21 protein-coding genes are annotated in these 22,563 nt (G+C 67.5%); 2 read left to right on the forward strand and 19 right to left on the reverse strand.

The annotated features are described in order from the left end of the window. Window positions 1-75: 75 nt before the first annotated feature. The 4 genes from ACZIYR_RS11005 to ACZIYR_RS11020 all read right to left on the reverse strand — a co-directional run bounded on the left by ACZIYR_RS11005 (window position 76) and on the right by ACZIYR_RS11020 (window position 3,529). Complete coding sequence (locus ACZIYR_RS11005; RefSeq protein ID WP_483529072.1) at window positions 76-1,353, reverse strand: MATE family efflux transporter; 1,278 nt, start codon at window positions 1,351-1,353, stop codon at window positions 76-78. Between the two features lie 175 nt (window positions 1,354-1,528). Further along, the gene (locus ACZIYR_RS11010) at window positions 1,529-2,113 is read right to left on the reverse strand and encodes a YceI family protein (RefSeq protein ID WP_483526715.1); all 585 of its coding nucleotides are present in this window, start codon (window positions 2,111-2,113) and stop codon (window positions 1,529-1,531) included. Window positions 2,114-2,138: 25 nt separating this feature from the next. Then, the gene (locus ACZIYR_RS11015) at window positions 2,139-2,744 is read right to left on the reverse strand and encodes a cytochrome b (RefSeq protein ID WP_483526716.1); all 606 of its coding nucleotides are present in this window, start codon (window positions 2,742-2,744) and stop codon (window positions 2,139-2,141) included. Between the two features lie 101 nt (window positions 2,745-2,845). Continuing rightward, window positions 2,846-3,529, reverse strand: a complete 684-nt coding sequence (locus ACZIYR_RS11020) for a type 1 glutamine amidotransferase domain-containing protein (RefSeq protein ID WP_483526717.1) — start codon at window positions 3,527-3,529, stop codon at window positions 2,846-2,848. 162 nt (window positions 3,530-3,691) lie between these two features. On the opposite strand from ACZIYR_RS11020, the gene vapB reads away from it, so the two are divergent. Both vapB and vapC read left to right on the forward strand, forming a co-directional pair. After that, a complete protein-coding gene (gene vapB / locus ACZIYR_RS11025; RefSeq protein ID WP_483526718.1) occupies window positions 3,692-3,922 on the forward strand; it encodes a type II toxin-antitoxin system VapB family antitoxin in 231 nt (76 codons plus the stop codon). After that, entirely contained in the window at window positions 3,922-4,341 is a 420-nt protein-coding gene (gene vapC, locus ACZIYR_RS11030; protein ID WP_483526719.1) for a type II toxin-antitoxin system tRNA(fMet)-specific endonuclease VapC, read from the forward strand. Before vapB ends, vapC begins: the two co-directional genes overlap by 1 nt. Window positions 4,342-4,395: 54 nt before the next feature. Here the strand turns inward: vapC and ACZIYR_RS11035 are convergent, their stop codons facing one another. The 15 genes from ACZIYR_RS11035 to leuC form a co-directional block, all read right to left on the reverse strand. After that, window positions 4,396-5,592 carry an O-succinylhomoserine sulfhydrylase gene (locus ACZIYR_RS11035; protein ID WP_483526720.1) on the reverse strand — a complete coding sequence of 399 codons (1,197 nt, stop codon included), beginning with the start codon at window positions 5,590-5,592 and terminating at the stop codon, window positions 4,396-4,398. A gap of 9 nt (window positions 5,593-5,601) precedes the next feature. Then, window positions 5,602-7,122, reverse strand: a complete 1,521-nt coding sequence (purF, locus tag ACZIYR_RS11040; protein WP_483526721.1) for an amidophosphoribosyltransferase — start codon at window positions 7,120-7,122, stop codon at window positions 5,602-5,604. Window positions 7,123-7,184: 62 nt separating this feature from the next. Beyond that, window positions 7,185-7,751 carry a CvpA family protein gene (locus ACZIYR_RS11045; RefSeq protein WP_473033833.1) on the reverse strand — a complete coding sequence of 189 codons (567 nt, stop codon included), beginning with the start codon at window positions 7,749-7,751 and terminating at the stop codon, window positions 7,185-7,187. 4 nt (window positions 7,752-7,755) lie between these two features. Next, window positions 7,756-8,460, reverse strand: a complete 705-nt coding sequence (locus ACZIYR_RS11050) for an SPOR domain-containing protein (RefSeq protein ID WP_473033834.1) — start codon at window positions 8,458-8,460, stop codon at window positions 7,756-7,758. Between the two features lie 90 nt (window positions 8,461-8,550). Next, complete coding sequence (folC, locus tag ACZIYR_RS11055; RefSeq protein WP_483526722.1) at window positions 8,551-9,837, reverse strand: bifunctional tetrahydrofolate synthase/dihydrofolate synthase; 1,287 nt, start codon at window positions 9,835-9,837, stop codon at window positions 8,551-8,553. Between the two features lie 8 nt (window positions 9,838-9,845). Next, complete coding sequence (accD, locus tag ACZIYR_RS11060; RefSeq protein WP_483526723.1) at window positions 9,846-10,913, reverse strand: acetyl-CoA carboxylase, carboxyltransferase subunit beta; 1,068 nt, start codon at window positions 10,911-10,913, stop codon at window positions 9,846-9,848. Between the two features lie 77 nt (window positions 10,914-10,990). Next, complete coding sequence (gene trpA / locus ACZIYR_RS11065) at window positions 10,991-11,806, reverse strand: tryptophan synthase subunit alpha (RefSeq protein WP_473033836.1); 816 nt, start codon at window positions 11,804-11,806, stop codon at window positions 10,991-10,993. Window positions 11,807-11,814: 8 nt separating this feature from the next. Continuing rightward, a complete protein-coding gene (gene trpB, locus ACZIYR_RS11070; RefSeq protein ID WP_483526724.1) occupies window positions 11,815-13,029 on the reverse strand; it encodes a tryptophan synthase subunit beta in 1,215 nt (404 codons plus the stop codon). An 81-nt stretch (window positions 13,030-13,110) separates the two neighbouring features. After that, window positions 13,111-13,761 carry a phosphoribosylanthranilate isomerase gene (locus tag ACZIYR_RS11075; protein ID WP_483526725.1) on the reverse strand — a complete coding sequence of 217 codons (651 nt, stop codon included), beginning with the start codon at window positions 13,759-13,761 and terminating at the stop codon, window positions 13,111-13,113. A 17-nt stretch (window positions 13,762-13,778) separates the two neighbouring features. Then, on the reverse strand, window positions 13,779-14,705 hold the full coding sequence (gene truA, locus ACZIYR_RS11080) for a tRNA pseudouridine(38-40) synthase TruA (RefSeq protein WP_483526726.1): 927 nt from the start codon (window positions 14,703-14,705) through the stop codon (window positions 13,779-13,781). Window positions 14,706-14,757: 52 nt separating this feature from the next. Beyond that, the gene (locus ACZIYR_RS11085) at window positions 14,758-17,424 is read right to left on the reverse strand and encodes a FimV/HubP family polar landmark protein (RefSeq protein ID WP_483526727.1); all 2,667 of its coding nucleotides are present in this window, start codon (window positions 17,422-17,424) and stop codon (window positions 14,758-14,760) included. A gap of 260 nt (window positions 17,425-17,684) precedes the next feature. After that, window positions 17,685-18,797: an aspartate-semialdehyde dehydrogenase gene (gene asd / locus ACZIYR_RS11090; protein WP_483526728.1), complete on the reverse strand. Its 1,113-nt coding sequence runs from the start codon at window positions 18,795-18,797 to the stop codon at window positions 17,685-17,687. Between the two features lie 139 nt (window positions 18,798-18,936). Continuing rightward, window positions 18,937-20,016 (reverse strand): 3-isopropylmalate dehydrogenase, encoded by a 1,080-nt coding sequence (leuB, locus tag ACZIYR_RS11095; RefSeq protein ID WP_483526729.1) that lies wholly within the window; start codon window positions 20,014-20,016, stop codon window positions 18,937-18,939. A 184-nt stretch (window positions 20,017-20,200) separates the two neighbouring features. Beyond that, window positions 20,201-20,842: a 3-isopropylmalate dehydratase small subunit gene (gene leuD, locus ACZIYR_RS11100; RefSeq protein ID WP_483526730.1), complete on the reverse strand. Its 642-nt coding sequence runs from the start codon at window positions 20,840-20,842 to the stop codon at window positions 20,201-20,203. A 3-nt stretch (window positions 20,843-20,845) separates the two neighbouring features. After that, window positions 20,846-22,297, reverse strand: a complete 1,452-nt coding sequence (gene leuC, locus ACZIYR_RS11105) for a 3-isopropylmalate dehydratase large subunit (protein ID WP_483526731.1) — start codon at window positions 22,295-22,297, stop codon at window positions 20,846-20,848. Window positions 22,298-22,563 lie beyond the last annotated feature (266 nt).

The following is a 22,563-nucleotide window of genomic DNA, read 5'->3' on the forward strand; positions in this document are numbered from 1 at the left end:
GCAGCGCCCCGCAGGGGGGCTCCATCCCACCCAGGGGGCTGTGTAGAAAGATCGACGGGGCGAGCGCTTTGCCATTCACGCTGCGGGCTGTGCCGCCGTTCCCAGCTCTCGCCGAAGCAGCTGGCAGGCGGCCAAACCCGCACAGAGGTTGCCGAAGGCGGCGCCAGCCGCCAGACCGACCAGCCCCCCCAGGGTTGCCCCCAGCCACAGGCACGGCAGGTAGAAGAGAAACAGCCGCGCCCCGGACATCAGCATGGCACGCAGCGGCCAGCCCAGCGCATTGCCGGCCGAGACCACCAGCATGCAGATCCCCAGGGCGGCGTAGCTGGGCAGCAGAAAGCGGATCAGAATGGCCAGCTCGCCCTGCACCTCGGGATTGCCGGACAGCGCCAGGGCCACCCAGGGGGCCGCAAGCGCCATCAATAGGCCCAGCCCCAGCTGCCACACGACCACCACCTTGAGCGCCAGATGCAGCAGCCGGCGAATCTGCTGCCAGTCGCCGGCCCCGTAGCAGCGCCCCAGCCAGGGGGGCAGCGACATGGTCATGGCCAGCACTACCATCAGCGACAGGGTTTCCAGTCGACTGGCCAGCCCCCAGGCCGCTACCTGAGACTCACCCAGGCCGGCCACCACGGCGATCGCCAGCATGGCCGCCAGCGGGGGCATCAGCTGGCTGACCATGGCCGGCGCCGCGATGCCGGCGAAGGGCCCGGCGGAGCGCCGCAGCTCCTCGCCCAGTCCCTGCCGATCCAGCCAGTCGCTTTGCCGGAGTCGCCGGCCCAGCACCACCAGGCCCACGGCAAAAGCCACTACCGTGGCCCAGGCGGCGCCCGGCAACCCCAGCCCCTCCCAAGGACCGACGCCGAAGATCAGCAGCGGATCGAGGACCAGGTTGACCAGGCTGGTAACCACCATCAGCTTGCCAGGCAGCCGGGTATCCCCGTGGGCGCGAAACAGGCTATAGCCAAAGTAGAGCGCCGCCCCCAGCCATGCCGCCAGCAGCTGCGGCGCCCAATAGGCGTGAATCAGCTCGCGAGTCGCGGCATCGGCTCCCAAGCCGGTAAACACCGGCTCCTGGATCATCCACAGCAGCAGCGCCAGCAGGGCAATGGCAGCGGCCCCGACCAGCAGTACCAGGCTGCCAAGGCGCCTTGCGCGGTCTTCTTCCCCGGCCCCCAGGGCGCGGGAAATTAGCGCAGCGATGGCGATGCCGAGCCCCACCTGAATGCCGATGATCAGAAAGGAGAGCGGGAAGGTGAAGGACTGGGCCGCCAGGGGGGCGGTGCCCAGTCGGGCGATAAAGGCGCTGTCCACCAGCTGGAACCCCAGCAGCGCCAGCACGCCGATGGCCATGGGCCAGGTCTGACGCCAGAGGGTCACACCCAGCGGTGGGCTGTCGTCGAGTCGTCGAGTCACGGTCACTCCGTGGCGGGGCAATGGGTTGCCATTCTAGCCGGACACCCTAACGCCGACACCCCCGGCATGCGGGGGTGTCGGATACCTCAGGCCTGATACCGAGGGGGCGGTCTTACTGGCGAACGCCTTCGAAGGTGACGTAGAGCTCGAGGTCATGCATCACCTCGGGGAAGTCGCTCATGTCGATGCCATAGTCGGCCAGGGTCAGGGTGGTGGCGCCCTCGAAGCCGGCACGATAGTTGCCCCAGGGGTCCTCGCCTTCGCCCATCAGCGTCACCGGCATCTCGATCTCGCGGGTTTCGCCCTTCAGGGTCAGGTCGCCAGTCAGTACGCCCTCGCTGTCGCCATTGGGGGTGAAGCCGGTGGAGACGAACGTCGCGGTGGGATAGTCGCCGGCACTCAGGAAATCATCGCTGAGGAAGTGGCGGTCACGCTCGGCGTGGTTGCTATTGAGGCTGGTCACGTCGACTTCCATCTCCACGCTGGAAGCCTCGAGGTCGTCGGCATCGTAGTGGAAGCGACCGTCGAACGACTCGAAGTTACCCAGGATGTAGGAGTAGCCCAGGTGGTTGATCTTGAACTGGATGAAGGCGTGCTGGCCGTCAATGTCCACTACGTAGTCGGCGGCCTGGGCCTGGCTCACGCCCACCAGGGCAGCGGTACCCAGAGCGGCGGCGAGGGCGGTCTTCTTGAACATGGGGTTCTCCTTTACAGTTTGACGTTCAGGGGTGTCGGTCGGGGCTCGCTGAGCGAGATGGTGGAGCAGGCTCCCTCAAGAGGCGACGGGAGCGTGCAGGATTGAGCATGCGGGTCAGGGTGTCCTGGCGATCCAGGAAATGGTGCTTGAGGGCGGCGATCAGGTGGCCGCCGGCAAGCACCATCAGCGCGATGGCGGCATACCAGTGGATCTCCCCGGCGATGCTCTCCTGGTTGGGCAGGCGGCTGATCAGCGCCGGCACCTCGAACCAGTCGAAGACGCTGATGCCGCGCCCACGGGCAGTGGAGATCAGATAGCCGCTGACCAGCACCACCAGCAACAGCACGTAGAGCAGCACGTGTCCCAGGTGGGCAGCGAGGCGCTCCAGCCGGCCGCCGTGGGCCGCCGGCGTGGGATTGACGAAGCGCCACACCAGGCGCAGCAGGGTGGCAAACAGCAGCAGCATGCCAATGGAGCGATGCCACCAGGGCGCCAGGTTGTACCAGGGATCGAAATACCCCAGCCCGGTCATCCACCAGCCCAGCACGAAGAGCCCGACGATGGTCACGGCGCTGAGCCAGTGCAGCGCGATGCTGACGATGCCCCAGCCGATACGGGTATTGCGCCACATGGGGTGGAATCCTCACGCTTGATCAAAGAGTGGCGATAGCTTACCGCAGTGCATCATCGGTATCCGCTGAAAAAAGCCGAATCAACCATTCGGAAAAACTGTTAGCTGGCTAGCGCCTCCAGCAGCAGCCTGGCGGCGGGGGCACTGGAGGCGGGATTCTGGCCGGTGACCAGCAGGCCATCGCGTACCTGGAAAGGGGCGAAGTCCTGGTCACTGCGCTGGTAGTCACCGCCCTGCCCTTTCAGGGCATCCTCGAGCAGGTGCGGCACCGCCTCGACCAGCCCCACGGCCTCTTCCTCGCTGTTGGCGAAGCCGGTGACGCGCCGCCCCTTGACCAGCGGCTCGCCCGCCGGGGTACGGGCCTGAAGAAGCACCGTGGGGCCATGGCAGACCGCGCCCACCGGGCGGTTGGCGGCCAGGAAGCCCTCGATCAGGCGCTTCACATCGGCATTCTCGCTAAGGTCCCAGAGCGGGCCGTGGCCGCCCGGGAAGAAGAGCGCATCGAAATCGCTTACCTCGACCTCGGCCAGCGGCCGCGTGTCGGCCAGCTGTCGCTTGGCCGTATCATCCGTTTCGAAGCGGCGCGTCTCGTCGGTGAGCGCCTCCTCGGCCTGGGAGTTGGGGTCCACCGGGGGCTGGCCGCCCCGCGGCGAGGCCAGGGTGATGTCGGCGCCGGCATCCTTGAAGACGTAGTAGGGGGCGGCGAACTCCTCGAGCCAGAAGCCGGTGGGGTGGCCGGTATCTCCCAGGCGGTCGTGAGACGTCAGTACCATCAGGATCTTCATCGTGGCTCTCCTCGGGGAACAGTGAACACGTGCCCTGATGTGATGGCGATTCCTGGCGAGAGTTCAAGGGGATATCGATAAGGGAGGGTTCTGCTTTTCCAGATATCCCGCAGTTGCTATGCTAGGGATATACAGATTGGATATACCTCAAGGAGACACACCATGAAACAAGCCTCCGTATTCAAGAGCAACCAGAGCCAGGCGGTACGGCTCCCCAAGTCCGTGGCGCTACCGGATGACGTCAAGCGGGTCGATGTCATCGTTATTGGCAGGACGCGGATCATTGCGCCCGCAGGAGAGTCCTGGGACAGCTGGTTCGAGGGAGATGGGGTCACGGCTGATTTCATGAGCGAGCGAGAGCAGCCGGCTGATCAGACGCGAGAATCATTCTGATGCTGAAGTACATGCTGGATACCAACATCTGCATCTTCACCATCAAGAACCGCCCCCAGCAGGTGAGAAACGCCTTCAAGCGCCATCATGCCCAGCTCTGCATCAGCACCATCACCTTGATGGAGCTGATCTATGGTGCGGAAAAATCGGCTGCACCGGAGAGAAACCTGGAAGTGGTCGAGGGATTTACCGCGCGGCTCGAGGTGCTCGGTTACGACAACGAAGCCGCCGCCCATAGCGGTCAGCTGAGGGCCGAACTGGCCAGAATTGGCCAGCCGATCGGTCCCTACGATCAACTGATTGCCGGCCATGCACGTTCACGGGGACTGGTGCTGGTGACCAACAACCTTCGCGAATTTCGTAGGGTGCCGGGGTTGCGCGTGGAAGATTGGGTAGCGCCCGAGCCTGCCCCCCGATGACAACCCCCGCCCCGCCTTGGGCGGGACGGGCGTCGAGTGCATCCAGGCGCCGGGTTAGACCAAAGCATCCAGCCCCCGGGCCAGATCGGCGCGGATGTCTTCCAGGTCCTCCAGGCCGACGGCCACGCGGATCAGACCCTCCTCGATGCCCGCCGCGGCCTTCTGATCATCGGAGAGACGCCCGTGGGTGGTGGTGGCCGGGTGGGTGATCGTGGTCTTGACGTCCCCCAGGTTGCCGGTGATCGACAGCAGGCGGGTCGCGTCAATGACCGACCAGGCCGCTTCGCGGCCGCCCGTCACCTCGACGCCCAGCACCGCCCCGAAGCCTCGCTGCTGACGGGCCGCCAGGGCATGCTGGGGGTGGCTTTCCAGGCCGCTGTAATGCACACGCGCCACCGCCGGGTGCGCCTGAAGCCACTGGGCCAAGGCCAGCGCATTGGCGCAGTGGGCGCGCATGCGCAGGCTGAGCGTCTCCAGTCCCTTGGTGAAGATCCAGGCATTGAAGGGGCTCAGGCAGGGCCCGCAGGTGCGCACCACCCCGAACACCTCTTCGAGCTCCTTGTCCCGGCCGACCACCGCGCCGCCAATCGCCCTGCCCTGGCCATCCAGATACTTGGTGGCCGAGTGGATCACCAGGTCGGCCCCCAGCGCGATCGGCGTCTGCAGCGCCGGGGTCAGAAAGCAGTTGTCGATGGCCAGCAGTGCCTCGTGCCGATGGGCGATCTCGGCCAGCGCGGCGATGTCCACGACTTCGGAGAGCGGGTTCGACGGGGTCTCGGCGAACAGCAGCTTGGTGGCCGGGGTGATCGCCGCCTCCCAGGCCGCAAGGTCGGAGAGCTCGACATAGCGGGTGGTAATCCCCAGCTTGCCCAGGTACTTGTCGAACAGGCTCACGGTAGAGCCAAACAGCGAGCGCGAGGCGACGATCTCGTCGCCGGCAGAGAGCAGCGCCAGAGCGGTCGCGAGAATGGCCGACATCCCCGAACTGGTGGCCACGCAGCGCTCCCCGCCTTCCAGGGCCGCCAGGCGACGCTCGAAGGTATGCACCGTGGGGTTGGTGAAGCGCGAGTAGACGTTGCCCGGCTCCTCGCCGCCGAACTTGCGGGCGGCTTCGGCCGCGCTGCCGTAGACGAAGCTCGAGGTGGGGAAGATCGGCTCGCCATGCTCCTGCTCATGGGTGCGCTGGTGACCGGCGCGAATCGCCAGGGTGTCCAGCGCCCAGGCCGCCCCCGGTGTCTGATCGTCGTGCATGCTCGGCCCTCAGTCGTCGATGTCGTCTTGGTTGTGCATGCCCACCAGCGCATGGTCGCCGGCACTCTGCTGCTGCTTGGCCTGGTCGCTGCGCGACGCTTCCAGGTTGGCCAGATAGCCGTCGTCGATATCGCCGGTAATGTACTGGCCATCAAACACCGAGCAGTCAAAGGCGTCGAGCGCCGGGTTGACTTCACGGCAGGCGGCCTTGAGGTCCTCGAGGTCCTGATAGAAGATGCGATCGGCGCCGATCAGCTCGCCCACCTCCGCCTCGCTGCGGCCATGGGCGATCAGCTCATTGGCGGCCGGCATGTCGATGCCGTAGACGTTCGGGTAGCGAACCGGCGGTGCCGCCGAGGCAAAATAGACCTTGTTGGCGCCGGCCTCGCGGGCCATCTGGATGATCTGCTTGCAGGTGGTGCCGCGCACGATGGAGTCGTCCACCAGCAGCACGTTCTTGCCCTTGAACTCGATGTCGATGGCATTGAGCTTCTGGCGGACCGACTTCTTGCGCTGGGTCTGCCCCGGCATGATGAAGGTGCGGCCGATGTAGCGGTTCTTCATGAAACCCTCGCGGTAGGTCACCCCCAGGTGCTGGGCAAGCTCCAGGGCCGAGGTGCGCGAGGTGTCGGGGATCGGAATCACCACGTCGATGTCGTGCTCCGGCCACTCGCTGCGGATGCGGTCGCCGAGCTTGCGGCCCATCTGCATGCGGGTGCCGTAGACATAGGCACCATCGAGGATCGAGTCGGGGCGCGCCAGGTAGACATGCTCGAAGATGCACGGCGCCAGCATCGGCCGGTCAGCGCACTGCTGGGTGTGAATCTCGCCCGCCATGTCGACGAAGATCGCCTCGCCGGGAGCGAGGTCGCGATGCAGCTCGAAGCCCCCTACGTCCAGCGCCACCGATTCGGAGGCGATCATCACGTCCTGGCCCTGCCCTTCGTCGCGGGTGCCGAACACCACCGGACGAATGCCGCTGGGATCACGGAAGGCCACCAGCCCCACGCCGTTGATGATCGCCACCGCGGCATAGCCGCCACGGCAGCGCCGATGCACGCGGCGCACGGCGTCGAAGATATCCCCCGGCTCGAGGTACGGCCCCTGCTTGCCCAGCTCGTGGGCGAAGACGTTGAGCAGGACTTCGGAGTCGGAACTGGTGTTGATATGGCGCAAGTCGGAGGAGAACAGCTCCTGCTTGAGCTGATCCGAGTTGGTCAGGTTGCCGTTATGGGCAAGCGAGATGCCGTAGGGCGAATTGACGTAGAAGGGTTGGGACTCCGCCTCGCTGGAGGAGCCCGCCGTGGGATAGCGCACATGGCCGATCCCCAGGTTGCCCTTGAGGCGAGCCATATGGCGAGTGTGGAAGACATCACGCACCAGACCGTTGCTCTTGCGCAGCAAGAAGCGCCCCTCGTTCCAGGTCATCATGCCGGCGGCATCCTGACCGCGATGCTGAAGGACCGTCAGGGCGTCATAGATCGCCTGGTTCACGGCCTGCTTGGCCAAAAGGCCCACGATACCGCACATTCCACCTTACCTCGCTTGCCTTGAAGAGACACCACCGCATGGATGGGTCCCGGATTCGTTTGTCAGGGGGTTGTCGTCGTCTCGCCGTCGCCAGAGCGCTCGCCGCCGGGCAGCGAGATACCACGCAGCGACTCGGGCAGTTCGGGCACGGTGCCATCCCACGCTTCGAGCTGGCTCACCGCCCAGTCGCGCAGCTGCTCGAAGGTCGGTCTGAGCTCGGCCTCCTGCCAGGCTTCCAGCTGGGCCAGCGGCGTCAGGCTGATCAGGATGGTCACTACCACCAGAATGGCCGCGCCGCGCGCCACGCCGAAGCAGGCCCCGGCAACGCGGTTGAAGAAGCCCATGCCGACCCACTCCACCGCCGCGTGCACCATGCGGATCACGATGCCGCAGACCAGCACCACGCCGAGGATCACCAGCACGAAGGCCAGGACCAGCCGAGCGTCGGGGCTGTCGATCACCCCGGACAGCATATCGGCCACCGGCTCGGCCAGCAGCCGGGCCGCCAGCAGGGCAGCGATCCAGGCCGCCAGCCCCAGGCCCTCGCGGATCAGCCCGCGCATGAACCCGGCCAGGGTGGAGACCGCCAGCACGGCGAGGAAGATCCAATCGATCCAAGTCAGCGTCATGGCGTCACTCCCTGACCCGCACCAGCAGGCCCTGCAGGTTGGCCTGCTCCTTGAGCTCTGCCATGGCCCGCTCGCCGGCATCCGAACTCTCGTAGGGCCCCACATAGACCGTGGTCAGGTTGTTGTCGCGCAGGCGACTGTAGGCGCTGAACCCCTGCTCGTTGAGCTGCCCCTCGAGCCGTTCGGCATTTGCGACTTCGCCGAAACTACCGACCTGCACGGCCCACTCGCCCGAGGGCGCGGCCGCGGTGGGAGCTGGCGCGGACTCGGTGGGCTCAGGTTCGGGGGTCGCCTGGCGGTCGAGCCGTTCGGAGGCTGCCCGCGCCAGCTCGGCGATCGGGTCCTCGGCCGGAGCCTCGGGCTCGGGGGATGCCGGTGCCTCAGCCATCTCCTCGGGCGCCTCGTCGCGCTCCGGTTCGATGGCCAGGTCAGGCGAATCCGCCAGCGGCTGGGGCGAATCTGCATCGGCATCGGGCGCCGGGGCCATGGGCGCCACCTCGCCCGGCGCCTGAATCTCACCCAGACTGGCCGGCGGCTGCGGTTCCGGCACCTCGCGCCGCTCCACCGGCACCGGCTGCTCGATGGTCAGCACCGGCTGAGGGCGCTCGTCCCGGGGTGCCGGCTCGTCGAACAGCATCGGCACGAAGATCACCGCCAGGGCGATGAGAATCACCGCCCCGCTGATTCGCTCGCGCATTCCGTATTTCATCTTGCCCTCCTGCCCAGGCCCCGGGCGCCGCCAGACGGCTGCGTCATCTGCTCTCTCATTCAGACCGCCCGGTACCGAGAGCCTATCCCGTCAGCCCGCTGCCTGCTTCCATGCCAGTATGGCCGCCACGGTGAAGAAAGAGCCACACACCAGCACACGATCCTCGGGCGCCAGCCGCGTGGCCAGCCACTCGGCGCCCGCTTCGGGCGTGGCGGCTCGATGGCGAATCTCGCCCTGCCTCGCCTCGATAGGCGCTGCCAGCTCGGCAGCGCTTCGCGCCCGCTCGCCGTCCAGGCTCACCGTCACCCAGGCATCGGCGATCGGCGCCAGGGCATCGATCACCCCCTCGGCATCCTTGTCGCCCAGCATGCCCAGCAGCACCCAGGTCCGTCCGGCACAGGGACGCTCGCCCAACCGCTCTGCCAGGTAGCCTGCGGCGTGGGGGTTGTGGCCCACGTCCAGGCACCACTGCCCCAGCCACTGCATGCGACCCGGCAGCCTGACCTCGGCCAGGGCGCGGCGGCAGGCCGCGGGGACGAGTTCCACACCGGCCAGTGCCAGCGCCTGCAGGGCCGTTGCCGCATTGTCCAGCGGCAGCCCTGGGTCGGGCAAGCGATCCAGGGTGAGGGGCTTGCCCTTCGGGCCACGCCCTTGCCAGCCCCAACCGGCGCTATCGCTCTCGCTGCGCTGGAAGGCGTCGCCCAGGGCGACCGCCTCGGCTCCTAGCTCGGCGGCCACCTCGCGCACGCTGGTCGGCAGCTCGCGCGCGCCCAGCACCGCCGGGCGCCCGGCGCGCAGGATGCCGGCCTTCTCGCGCCCGATCTGGAGGAGGTCATTGCCCAGAAAGGCGGCATGATCCTGGGCGACGGGGGTGATCACCGCCACGTCCGGATCGATGACGTTCACCGCATCCAGGCGCCCGCCGAGCCCCACCTCGAGGATGGCCACGTCGGGGCAGCGCCGGGTGATCGCCTGCAGCGCTCCCAGGGTGCCGACTTCGAAATAGGTGAGGCTGACCGGCTCGCCGTCGAGCCGCGCGGCCTCGACCGCCTCGAAGCCGGCGATCAGGGTCGCGTCGTCGGCCTCTTCGCCATCGAAACGCAGCCGCTCGTTGTAGCGCAGCAGATGCGGCGAGGTATAAGTGGCGGTCGTGAGCCCGTGGGCCAGGGCCAGCGCCTCGAGCATGGCCACGGTGGACCCCTTACCGTTGGTGCCGGCCACGGTGATCACTCGACGTGCCGGACGGCCATCGAGCAGGCCCATGCGGCGGGCGACCTCGGCCACCCGCTCGAGGCCGAGGTCAATGTCCACCGGATGCGCCGCTTCCAGTCGGGCCAGCCAGGCGTCCAGGCTGGCGGGGAGTGAGGGAGACGTCACAGGCGGTATCAGCGCGGCGTCTCGGAGCGCTCGGTGCCGTCATCCAACGGCCGGGGCGCCTCCTCGGACTCGACGCCGCGCGTCTCCTGCGGCTCGCCGCTCTCCTCCCACACCGGCTCCTGGTGCTCGTTGGTTGCCGGCTCCGCCTCGGCGGGTTCGGCCTGTTCGGCGGCATCGACCAGGTCCGGCTGGGCGAGTATCTCGTCGCCCAGGCCACTGGGCGGCTGATGGGTCAGCTTGCGCAGCACCCGGCCCAGCCGATCGCGCATCTCGCCGCGTGGCACGATCATGTCCACGGTGCCATGCTCGAGCAGAAACTCGCTGCGTTGGAAACCTTCCGGCAGCTTCTCGCGTACCGTCTGCTCGATGACCCGGGGCCCGGCGAAGCCGATCAGGGCATTGGGCTCGGCGACATTGATATCACCGAGCATGGCCAGCGACGCCGAGACACCGCCGAAGACCGGGTCGGTGAGCACCGAAACGTAGGGCACCCCGGCCTCGCGCAGGCGCTCCAGCGCCGCCGAGGTCTTGGCCATCTGCATCAGCGAGAACAGCGCCTCCTGCATGCGCGCCCCCCCCGAAGCGGAGAAGCAGATCAGCGGCAGGCGCTCTTCCCGCGCCAGGGTGGCCGCGCGGACGAACTTCTCGCCCACCACGGCGCCCATGGAGCCGCCCATGTAGGTGAACTCGAAGGCCACCACCACCACCGGCAGGCCGTCGAGGCTCCCGCGCATGGCCACCAGGGCGTCCTTCTCGCCGGTCTCCTTCTGGGCCGCCGCCAGGCGATCCTTGTACTTCTTGGAGTCGCGGAACTTGAGGCGATCGATGGGCTCCACCTCAGCGGCGATTTCCTCGCGCCCTTCCTTGTCGAGGAACCAGTCGAGTCGCTTGCGGGCCGTCAGGCGCAGGTGGTGATCACACTTGGGGCAGACGTTATGGTGCTTCTCGAGTTCCGGGAGATAGAGCACCGCCTCGCACTTGGGGCACTTGCGCCACAGGCCGTCGGGCACGCTGGCCCGGCGGTCCTTGCGCTGGATGCGGCCCATGGAGGGTACGATCTTGTCAAGCCAGCTCATGTCAGAAAGGCTTCCGTATGCTGTTGTGCCCGGCAGCGGCCGGGCATCATGAATCGAGTCGGGTCGCGAGGGTCGCCTCAGCGCTTACCCAGGGCATCCAGGGCGGCGCGCATCTCGCCGAGCACCGCCTTGAGCTCGCCGGGAATGACCTCCGGCGTCTCGACGTTGGCGGCGATGCGGCTGACCAGGGCCGAGCCGACGATCACGCCGTCGGCCACCTTGCCCACCTCGGCCGCCGAGGCGCCGTCGCGGATGCCGAAGCCCACGCACAGCGGAAGCGTGGTCTGCTCGCGCAGCGGGGCCAGATGGCTGGCCACGTCCTCGGCGTTGAGCGTCGCCGCCCCGGTCACGCCCTTGAGTGCCACATAGTAGAGGTAGCCCTCGCCGTGGGCGCATATTGTAGCGGCCCGCTCATGGGAAGTGGTAGGGGCGACCAGAAAGATCGAGGCCAAACCGCGCGCCTTGAGAATCGGCCCGAACTCTTCGGCCTCCTCCGGGGGCATGTCCACGGTAAGCACGCCGTCGATCCCCGCCTCGGCGGCCTGATCGGCAAAGGCCTCGAGACCGATACGCTCCACCGGGTTGAGATAGCCCATCAGCACCACCGGGGTGGCGCTATCGCGGCGGCGGAACTCGCGCACCATCTCGAACAGGTGGGCCAGACGCGTGCCGTGCTTGAGCGCACGCTCACACGCCTTCTGGATCACCGGGCCGTCAGCCATGGGGTCGGAGAAAGGAACGCCGAGCTCGATGATGTCGGCACCCGCCTCCACCAGGGCATGCATGAAGCCCACGGTGTGCTCGGGCGCCGGGTCGCCGGCGGTGATAAAGGGAATCAGCGCCCGGCGGCCATCGGCCTTGAGGGCGGCAAAACGTTGGTCGATACGATTCATCGGCATCCTCAGAACTCTATTCCGTCGAGCTTGGCGACCGTCATGATGTCCTTGTCGCCCCGCCCCGAGAGGTTGACCACGATCTGCTGGTCGGGGCGCATCGTCGGCGCCAGCACCTTGGCATGGGCCAGGGCGTGGGCAGACTCCAGCGCCGGCATGATGCCTTCGACGTGGGTCAGCTCGCGAAACGCCTCGAGCACCGCGTCGTCGTTGGCGGCCACGTACTGGACCCGGCCGACGTCCTTCCACAGGGCGTGCTCCGGCCCGACCCCCGGATAGTCCAGGCCGGCGGAGATCGAATGGGTGTCGGAAACCTGGCCCCCCTCGTCGGACATCAGGTAGGTGCGGTTGCCGTGCAGCACCCCGCGCGGCGCACCGGAGGCCAGGGGCGCGGCGTGACGCCCGGTCTCGACGCCGTCGCCGCCGGCTTCGACGCCGTACATGGCGACCTCGTCATCCTCGACGAAGGGATAGAAGAGCCCCAGGGCGTTGGAGCCGCCGCCGACGCAGGCGATCAGCGCATCGGGCAGCTTGCCGAACTCCTCCAGCGACTGGCGACGCGCCTCGCGGCCCACCACGGCATTGAAGTCGCGCACCAGCATCGGATAGGGGTGCGGGCCGGCCACGGTGCCGATGATGTAGAAGGTGTCGTCGACGTTGGTGACCCAGTCGCGCAGCGCCTCGTTCATGGCGTCCTTGAGGGTGCGGGTGCCGGACTCCACCGGAATCACGTTGGCCCCGAGCAGGCGCATGCGGTAGACGTTGAGCTTCTGGCGCTCGACGTCGGCGGCGCCCATATAGACGTCACAGGAGAGGCCCAGGCGAGCCGCCACGGTGGCGGTGGCCACGCCGTGCTGGCCGGCGCCGGTCTCGGCGATCACCCGCGGCTTGCCGCTCTTCTTGGCCAGCAGCGCCTGGCCGATGGTGTTGTTCACCTTGTGCGCGCCGGTGTGATTGAGGTCCTCGCGCTTGAGCCAGATCTGCGCCCCACCCAGCTGCTTCGACCATCGCTCGGCATGATAGAGCGGTGAAGGCCGGCCCACGTAATGGGCCAGGTCGTAGTCGAATTCCGCCTGGAAATCGGGATCGTCGCGAAGACTCAGGTAGGTCTTCTCCAGATCGTCCAGGGCGAAGCTCAGGGTCTCCGAAACGAACCGGCCGCCGTAGGGGCCGAAATGGCCACGGGCATCCGGCAGTCGGGTCAGGTCACTGAACTTGCTCACTAAGACACCTCGTCGGGTCGTCAGAAGGGACAGGGATGGGTGGGGTCAGGATCACCGGCGGGAGCGGGCGATGCGGGCGGCTCAGCCGCGCCCGGCATCGGCATCGCTCACCGCCGCGAAAAAGGCCGCGAGGCGCGCGGCATCCTTGCGCCCGGGGGCCGCCTCGACGCCGCCCGAGACGTCCACCGCAAAGGGGCGCACGGAGGCGATGGCGTCGGCCACGTTGTCCGAGCTCAAGCCTCCGGCAAGGATAACAGCTTTCGCCAGGTTATCGGGAACTCGCGACCAGTCGAAGGTCTCGCCGGTCCCCCCCGGCACCCCGGGGCGGTAGGCGTCTAGCAGCAACGCCCGGGCGCCGCGGTAGGCCTCGGCGGCGGCATGCAGGTCGAGCCCCTCGCGCATGCGAAGCGCCTTGATCCAGGGGCGGCCAAAGCCGTCACATAAGGCCGGCGATTCATCACCGTGAAACTGCAGCAGATCAAGGTGGGGCGCGCAGCGCTCGACCAGCGCCGGCTCCTGGTCGACGAACAGCCCCACCCGGGTCACGAAGGCCGGCACCCGAGCAGCGAGCTCGGCCAGGCGCGCCTCCTCCAGCGCACGCTTGCTGCCCGGCCAGAGCACGAAGCCCAGCGCATCGGCGCCCGCCGCAACGGCGGCGTCGATATCGACCTCGCGGGTGAGACCGCAGATCTTGATGCGGGTGCGGGACTGGTATCGCTGGCTGCAGTGCAAGGATGGCTCCTTCAAGGTTAGTAATCTCCGACGGCGGCTGAGCTGGCCACCGGCCTACCCCGCCGGAACTCGACCATGGGGCAGTCAGGCAGCGCCCGCTCGCCGGTCCATTCGCCCAGGAAGGCGAGCAGGTTGGGGCCCAGCGGCTCCCGGGGCAGACCCCAGCGCTCGTCGTAGAGAGAGTCGACGAAGTGCAGGCCGCAGGCCGGCGCGGTGACGTCGGCCAGGGTGCGGTCCTTGAGCGCCATCAGCTCGGTCAGGTAGTCGTCGCCACGCTCGCCGCGACCCACGGTGACCAGGGCGCCGACGATGTTGCGGATCATATGGTGCAGGAAGGCGTTGCCCTGGACGTCGATCACCACCAGAGGCCCGTGGCGGTGGACCTCGATGAAATGCAGATGCCGCCAGGGGGTCTTGGACTGGCAGCCGCCGGCGCGAAAGCTCGAGAAGTCGTGTTCGCCGACCAGCGCCTGGGCCGCGCGATGCATGGCGTCGGCATCCAGCGGATCGCGGCACCAGGTCACGTTGGCGCGCTCCAGCACCGGACGGCTTGGCTGGTTGAGAATCACGTAGCGATAGCGCCTCGCCAGCGCCTTGAAGCGGGCATGGAAGTCGTCGGGCACCTCGCGCACCCAGCGCACGGCGACATCCCGGGGCAGATTGGCATTGACGCCGAACACCCAGGCCTTCTGAGAGCGCGGCGCCGGCGGGTCGAAGTGGACGATCTGGCGGGTAGCGTGCACGCCGGAGTCGGTGCGGCCGCTGGCGTGCACCGTCACCGAGTGGTTGGCCACCTTGGCCAGCGCCGCCTCCAAGGCCCCCTGAACCGAGGGCGCGTGCTTGAGTCGCTGCCAGCCACAGTAGGCGCTGCCGTCATACTCCACGCCGAGAGCCAGGCGGCCACTCAGCGCTCGGCGTTCATCGAGGGGTTGGAACAGGGTCATTCGGCCGTCTACGTCGCTCGTGTCGGGGTGGGTCGTATCGGCCGGGACCAACTCACAGCCGATAGCGGTCGATCAGCTCCTGGGCCTGCATTCTCAGCCGGGGGTCGTCGGCGCTGTCCAGCAGCGGTTCGAGCAGCCCTCTGGCCCGCTCGGTATCACCAACCTCCAGCAGGCGACGCGCCTCGTCGAGGTCATCAAGCTGCTCGGAACTGTCTTGGGAGCCGCCATTATCCTGATCCAGAGGAGGAAACGCCACCTCCTCCACGTCCCACTGCGCCGCGTCGTCCCGCCTCGCCGCCAGCTCGGCGCCGTCACTGCCGCTCTGTTCACTCGATGCCGCGACGTCGCTCTCGCCTCTCTGCGTGGTGAACTCGACGCTGGGCTGCATGGGCGTCTCCTCGCGCGCGGCCGGCTCGGGATCCAGGGGCGGCGGCTGATAGTCGATCACTTCCGGGGCCGACTGCTGGCGGGAAAGGGGCGGCGGCTCCGCCTCGACATCGGCACCCTCGCCTTCCCACTGCGCATCGCGGCTGGCGGTATCATTGTCGTGTTGTTCGGTACCGTCCGATTGAGCGGTCAAGGACGATTCCGCCAGCTCGGCGTCCGGATCCTGATGCGGCGCGTCAGGCGCAGCGAAGGTCTGACGCTCGCTCTCCCCGGCAGGAGACGGGCTGTCCACATCGCGCTCAGGCGCTGGGGGAGCCTGCGAGGCGGCATCCGTGGGGCTGGTGGCCGGGTCGCCGACAAAGGAAAGCCTGTCATCGCCTATGCCGGTCTCGCCTGCAGCGTCTCGGCCGGGGCCTGCCATCAGGCGCTCGACCTCGCCGCGAATCGCCGGGTCCTGGCTCTCGCGCAGCCGGTCGGCCTGCCCCTGTGCCGCCTGCCAGTCGCCTTGCTCCAGGTAGGCGATCAGCAGCTTGAGCCGCAGATCCTCTCGCCCTGGCTCCCTCTCCAGCCCGGTCAGCAGCACGTCACGGGCCTGATCATAGCGGCCGTAGGCCATGAAGATGTCCGCTTCGCTGATCACTTCTGCGTGCGGCATGGCGCCCGTGCCAGGAGCCGCCGTGGTCATGCCGGGCACCGTCGGCGGCTCGGGACTCGCCGCTGTCGCACTCGTAGAGCCGATGCCGCCTGACGCCGGGGCGGACACCGCACCCGGCGACGGCATGGCGCCATAGGGCCCGTGCGGCATCGTGGCAAAATCGGCGGCGCGGTGAGTGTCACGATGGCGACGTCGCCTGACCAAGAGCCACAGCCCTAGCAGGCCCGCCACCCCGGCCGCGCCGAGCACCAGGGTGCGGTCCATCTCGGCCTGGTAGACGGCGCCCCACCAGGGCGAGTCACCGTCGACCGGCGCGCTGCCCGGGGGGACCACGCCGCCGGCACCGTCACCCTCCACGCCGGCGCCGCCGGCCAGCAGCTCGGCCAGCTGCTGGCGCAAGACGTCCATCTCTTCGCGCAGGTCGCTCACCTGCTCCTGCAGCGCATCGCGCTCCTGCTGGACGGCCTCCAGCGCCTGGCGACTCGCCAGCCAGCTCCGCTCGAGACGCGCCAGCCGCTGCGCCTCATTTGGCTCGATCAGGCCCTCGGCGCCCAGCGTGGCCAGCACCGCCGGATCAAGCCCCTGACCGGCCGACGCCTCACCTTCGGCACCTGCCTCGTCGGCCGCCACCGCCTCGGCCGTCTCGGCAGCGGCTGCATCCAGTCCAGCGGCTTCGGCTGCCACCTCGGCATCGGTCAGCAGGGTGAGGTGCGGCCCGGTATCCGCGTCGGCATCGGCCACGGTGTCTGTCGCGCCCACCGCTTCAGCGGCCTCCACGGCTTCGCTGTCGGCCACCAAGGCGTCGGCCGGCGTGGTTTCGTCAGTGGGCGACTCCGGCGCCCTGGCCACGGCAGCCGGCGCCTCGGCCTCGCCGCCCAGCGGCACCCGTGCAGGAGCGCCGCTGCCACGGTTGGCCCAGGCCTGGTTCATGGCCTGGACGAGTCGAGACGCCTCCTCGCCGCTGCGCGCCATGATGGCGTCCCGGGATGGCACCGCCAGCGAATGCCCGGCGCGCATGGCGTTGATATTGCCGGAGGGAAAGACATCCGGATTGGCCTCGATCAGCGCCACCATCATCTGGTGCATGCTGATATCGCTATCGGGCCGCAGGCGCCCGGCCACCGACCATAGGGTGTCGCCGCTCCCCACCCAGGCCGCATCGCCGCGCTGGCCAGTCGCCGCCTGTCGCGCCACTGGCCGCGCGGCTGGCTCCGGCGTGGGCGAGGATGATGAAGAGACAGTGTGGGGGGCCGCCGCCGCGCCGGCCAGCACCGGCAGCTGATCATAGTCGGGGGGATCGAGCAGTAGCGTCACCTCCCGCAGGGACTGACCGCCCGGCCAGTCGAAGCGCAGCATCAGATCCAGCCAGGGCTCACGAATGGCCCGCTGGCTCGTGAGATCGAGCATCAGCTGGCCCTGATGCTCACGCACCGCCAGCCCTACGCTTGCCGCCAGCGGCGTACGCTCGAGACCGGCCGCTCGGAACTCGCCTGCCTCGGCCACCGATACATTGAGCCGATCCGGCTCCATCCCGGCAGTATCGGTCAATGGAATGGTGGCCCGCAGCGGCGCATTGAGCGACGAGCGGACCTCGGCCTCCCCCAGCCCGAGCGCCACTGCCTGCGAGCTGGCAGCAGACAGCGTAAGCAGCATGGTGAGTGTCAGCTTGCGTCTCATGGAGTTCCCTTGCGTTGCCGGCGCGGTGGCCGCCGATCGTCGATTGATCTTTTCATATTATGGTGGCGTAAGTCGTTACGAAATATGTACCACATCTGGTTACTGCACGCGTCCTACCGGGGTCAAACCGAGGGTATTTCGTTCAACGCAGCGCCGAGCTCAGCGCCCAACAGCCCACCAAAGCGAAGCGGGGCACCTCCACCTGGATGGAGATGCCCCGCTTCAGGTCAGTGCACCTCGAAAGGCGCACTTGGCAGGGGTTACTGCTCGCGCAGGATCTTCAGCATCCGCTTGAGCGGCTCGGCGGCGCCCCACAGCAGCTGATCGCCGACGCTGAAGGCGGAGAGGTACTCGCCACCCATGGCCAGCTTGCGCAAACGGCCCACGGGAACCTCCATGGTGCCGGTCACCGCGGCCGGCGTCAGCCCGGCAATGGTGGCGTCCTTGTCATTGGGAATCACCTTGACCCAATCGTTGTGCTTGGCGATCCGATCCTCGATCTCATCAAGGGGCACATCGCGCTTGAGCTTGATGGTGAACGCCTGGCTGTGGGAGCGCATGGCACCGATGCGCACGCAGAGGCCGTCGATGGGGATGGGGCTGTCCTGCAGACCGAGGATCTTGTTGGTCTCCACGGTGCCCTTCCACTCTTCCTTGCTCTGACCGTTGTCGAGCTTGGTGTCGATCCAGGGCAGGAGGCTGCCGGCCAGCGGCGCGGTGAAGTTTTCGGTGGGGAAGTCGCCCGAGCGCATCGCTGCGGTGACCTTGCGGTCGATATCCAGGATGGCGCTGGACGGGTCGGCCAGCTCGGCGGCGGTGCTGTCACGCAGTGAGCCCATCTGATTGAGCAGCTCGCGCATGTGCTTGGCACCGGAGCCGGAGGCCGCCTGATAGGTCATCGAGGTCATCCACTCGATCATGTCCGCCTCGAACAGACCGCCCAGGCCCATCAGCATCAGGCTGACGGTGCAGTTGCCGCCGACGAAGGTCTTGGCACCGCGCGCCAGCTGATCGTCGATCACCTTGCGATTGACCGGATCGAGGACGATGGTCGCCTCATCCTCCATGCGCAGGGTGCTGGCGGCATCGATCCAGTAGCCCTTCCAGCCGCTGGCGCGCAGATCGCCATAGACCTGCTTGGTGTAGTCGCCACCCTGGCAGGTGATGATCACGTCCAGCACCTTGAGCTCATTGATGTCGGTGGCATCCTTGAGCGGAGGCACTTCGACGCCCACATCGGGGCCGGGCTGGCCAGCCTGGGAGGTGGTGAAGAAGATCGGCTCGATGCCCTTGAAGTCACCATCTTCCAGCATGCGCTGCATGAGCACGGAACCGACCATGCCGCGCCAACCGACGAAACCGACTTTCAACATGTGAAGTCCTCCAGCAATCGAATGTGAGACACATTATACAGAAAGCGGTGCCGAGCGCCGAGCGCCGAGGGGCGAGGGGCGAGGGGCGAGGGGCGAGGAAGCATGGTGCTTCTCGAACCTCGTACCTCGTACCTCGTACCTACTGAGCCTCGAAAGCCGCCAGCACGGCGTCGCCCATCTCGGCGGTGGAGACGGTGCGGGTGCCGTCGGAGGCGATATCCGCGGTGCGCAGGCCGTCGTCCAGCACCTTGCCCACGGCGTCTTCGATGCGCTGGGCGAGCGCCGGCTCGTCCAGGGAGTAGCGCAGCATCATGGCCACCGAGAGAATGGTGGCCAGCGGGTTGGCGATGCCCTTCCCGGCGATGTCCGGGGCGCTGCCGTGACACGGCTCGTACATGCCCTGGCCGCTCTCGTTGAGCGAGGCCGAGGGCAGCATGCCGATGGAGCCGGTGAGCATGGCGGCGGCGTCGGAGAGGATGTCGCCGAACATATTGCCGGTGACCATGACGTCGAACTGCTTGGGCGCGCGCACCAGCTGCATGGCGGCATTGTCGACGTACATGTGGGAGAGCTCGACGTCCGGGTACTCCGACGCCAGGCGCTCCATCACTTCGCGCCAGAGGATGGTGACCTCGAGCACGTTGGCCTTGTCCACGGAGCAGAGCTTCTTACCGCGCTTCTGCGCCATCTCGAAGGCGACGCGGCCGATGCGCTCGATCTCGCTCTCAGAGTAGACGTAGGTGTTGAAGCCGACCCGCTCGCCGTCGCGCTCCTCGATGCCGCGGGGCTGACCGAAGTAGATGCCGCCGGTGAGCTCGCGCACGATCATGATGTCGAGACCCGCCACCAGCTCGGGCTTGAGGCTGGACGCCGAGGCCAGCTGGGGGTAGGTGATGGCCGGGCGCAGGTTGCCGAACAGGCCGAGGTTCTTGCGCAGGCCGAGCAGGCCCTTCTCGGGGCGCTTGGCGAGGTCCTCGATCGCGTCCCACTTGGGCCCACCCACGGCGCCGAGCAGGATGGCCCGGGCGGCCTTGGCCTTCTCCAGGGTCTCGGCGGGCAGCGGCTCGCCGTGCACGTCGTAGGCGCTGCCGCCCACCAGGGCCTCTTCCACTTCCACATCGAGGCCGCGGGCCTGGCAGGCGGCCAGGATGCGGCTAGCCTGAGCGGTGATCTCGGGGCCGATGCCGTCACCCGGCAGTACCAGAATCTTCTGAGTCATCTTTTCATCAATCCTTGTTGTAAGCCGTAAGCCGTAAGCCGTAAGCCGTAAGCCGTAAGCCGTAAGCCGTAAGCCGTAAGCCGTAAGCCGTAAGCCGTAAGCCAGTATGGCGACACCCAACGTTGCAGCAAGGGGGTTACTTACCGCTTAAAGCTTATAGCTTACCGCTCCGGGCGAAGCCCGGTTAGGCGCGGAACAGCCAGGGCCGCGCGGCGCGGTGCTTGGCCTCGAAGGCGCGAATGGCGTCCTCGTCCTGCAGGGTGATGCCGATGTCGTCGAGGCCATTCAGCAGGCAGTGCTTGCGGAAGGCGTCCACCTCGAACTCGAGGATCTCGCCGGAGGGCGTGATCAGGCGCTGGTTCTCCAGGTCCACGTCGAGGCAATAGCCTTCATTGGCCTCGACCTCGGCGAACAATCGATCGACCGTCTCCTCGGGCAGGGTGATCAGCAGCAGGCCGTTCTTGAAGGCGTTGTTGTAGAAGATATCGGCGAAGCTCGGCGCGATCACCACACGAAAGCCGAAGTCCTCCAGCGCCCAGGGGGCGTGCTCCCGGGAGCTGCCGCAGCCGAAGTTGCGCCGCGCGAGCAGCACCCTGGCGCCCTGATAGCGCGCCTGATTGAGCACGAAGTCGGGGTTCTTCGGGCGCTGGGAGCAGTCCTGGCCGGGCTGCCCCTCATCCAGATAGCGCAGCTCGTCGAACAGGTTGACGCCGAAGCCGGTGCGCTTGATCGACTTCAAAAACTGCTTGGGAATGATCAGGTCGGTGTCGACGTTGGCCCGGTCCAGCGGTGCGACGAGACCCTCGATGCGTTCAAACTTTTTCATGATTCAGGCCTCCTGTACCTGGGCATCGTCATTGGCGGCAAGCTGCCTCACGTCCACGAAGTGACCGGCGATGGCGGCCGCGGCGGCCATGGCCGGGCTCACCAGGTGGGTGCGCCCGCCGTAGCCCTGGCGCCCTTCGAAGTTGCGGTTGGAGGTGGAGGCGCAGTGCTCGCCGGCGCCGAGCTTGTCGGCGTTCATGGCCAGGCACATGGAGCAGCCCGGCTCGCGCCACTCGAAGCCCGCCTCGATAAAGATCTTGTCGAGGCCTTCGGCCTCGGCCTGGCGCTTCACCAGACCCGAGCCCGGCACCACCATGGCCAATGCGATGGAGTCGGCGACCTTCTTGCCCTTGGCGACCTTGGCCGCTTCGCGCAGATCCTCGATGCGCGAGTTGGTGCAGGAGCCGATGAACACCTTGTCCAAGCGGATATCGGTGATCTTCTGCTTCGGCGCGAGGCCCATGTACTCCAGGGCGCGGGTGTAGCCACGCTGCACCGTCTCGTCGGGCGCCTCGGCCGGGTCGGGCACCTCGCCGGAGATGCCGGTGACCATCTCCGGGCTGGTGCCCCAGGAGACCTGCGGCTCGATCTCGGCGGCGTCCAGGGTCACCACCTTGTCGAACTCGGCATCGGCATCGGAGACCAGGCCGCGCCAGTCGGCCACGGCGGCGTCCCACTGTTCGGCGGTGGGGGCATAGGGGCGCTTGCGCAGGTAGTCGATGGTGGTGTCGTCCACGGCGATCAGGCCGACCCGAGCGCCTGCCTCGATGGCCATGTTGCAGACCGTCATGCGGCCCTCCATGGAGAGGTCGCGGATGGCGCTGCCGGCGAACTCGATGGCGTAGCCGGTACCGCCGGCGGTGCCGATCCTGCCGATGATCGCCAGCACGATGTCCTTGGCGGTGACGCCGGTGCCGAGCGTGCCCTCGACGCGCACCTGCATGTTCTTCATCTTCTGGGCGAGCAGGCACTGGGTGGCCAGCACGTGCTCCACCTCGGAGGTGCCGATGCCGTGGGCGAGTGCCGCAAAGGCGCCGTGGGTGGCGGTGTGGGAATCGCCGCAGACCACCGTCATGCCCGGCAGGGTGGCGCCCTGCTCGGGGCCGACCACGTGGACGATGCCCTGGCGGGCGTCGTTGATCTTGAATTCCTCGATGCCGAAGGACTCGCAGTTGTCATCCAGGGTCTGGACCTGGATCAGCGACACCGGGTCCTTGATGCCGGCATTGCCCTCGGCGCGCTCCTTGAGCGTGGTGGGCACGTTGTGGTCCGGGGTGGCCAGGTTGGCATCCAGGCGCCACGGCTTACGCCCGGCCAGGCGCAGCCCTTCGAAGGCCTGGGGCGAGGTCACCTCGTGCAGCAGCTGGCGGTCGATATAGATCAGCGCGGTACCATCGTCGCGCTCCTTGACCAAGTGCTGTGACCACAGCTTGTCGTAGAGAGTCTGGCCTGCCATTTCGTTTCTCCCGGGCTCTTGGGCCCTGTGCATGTCCGGTCTAACTCCAATCGGGAAGCGACACGTTTCCAGGAGCCTGCTGCCGGAATGACCTTTTGCGGACTCCTGGCGTCGCACCAGGCGCTGTAGGAGAACAATTTATTGCTCTTCGCAGACTGGCGTGAACAGGCTATGTGGGAGGGACGGTTCGACGCCTCGACTTCAGCTCGCGAAGTAGCGCGCAGCGCTACCCATGGGGCGCCTGCGGCGCCTTCGTCGAAGCGTCG

The sequence above is a fragment of the Billgrantia sp. NRB1 genome, from assembly GCF_056921725.1.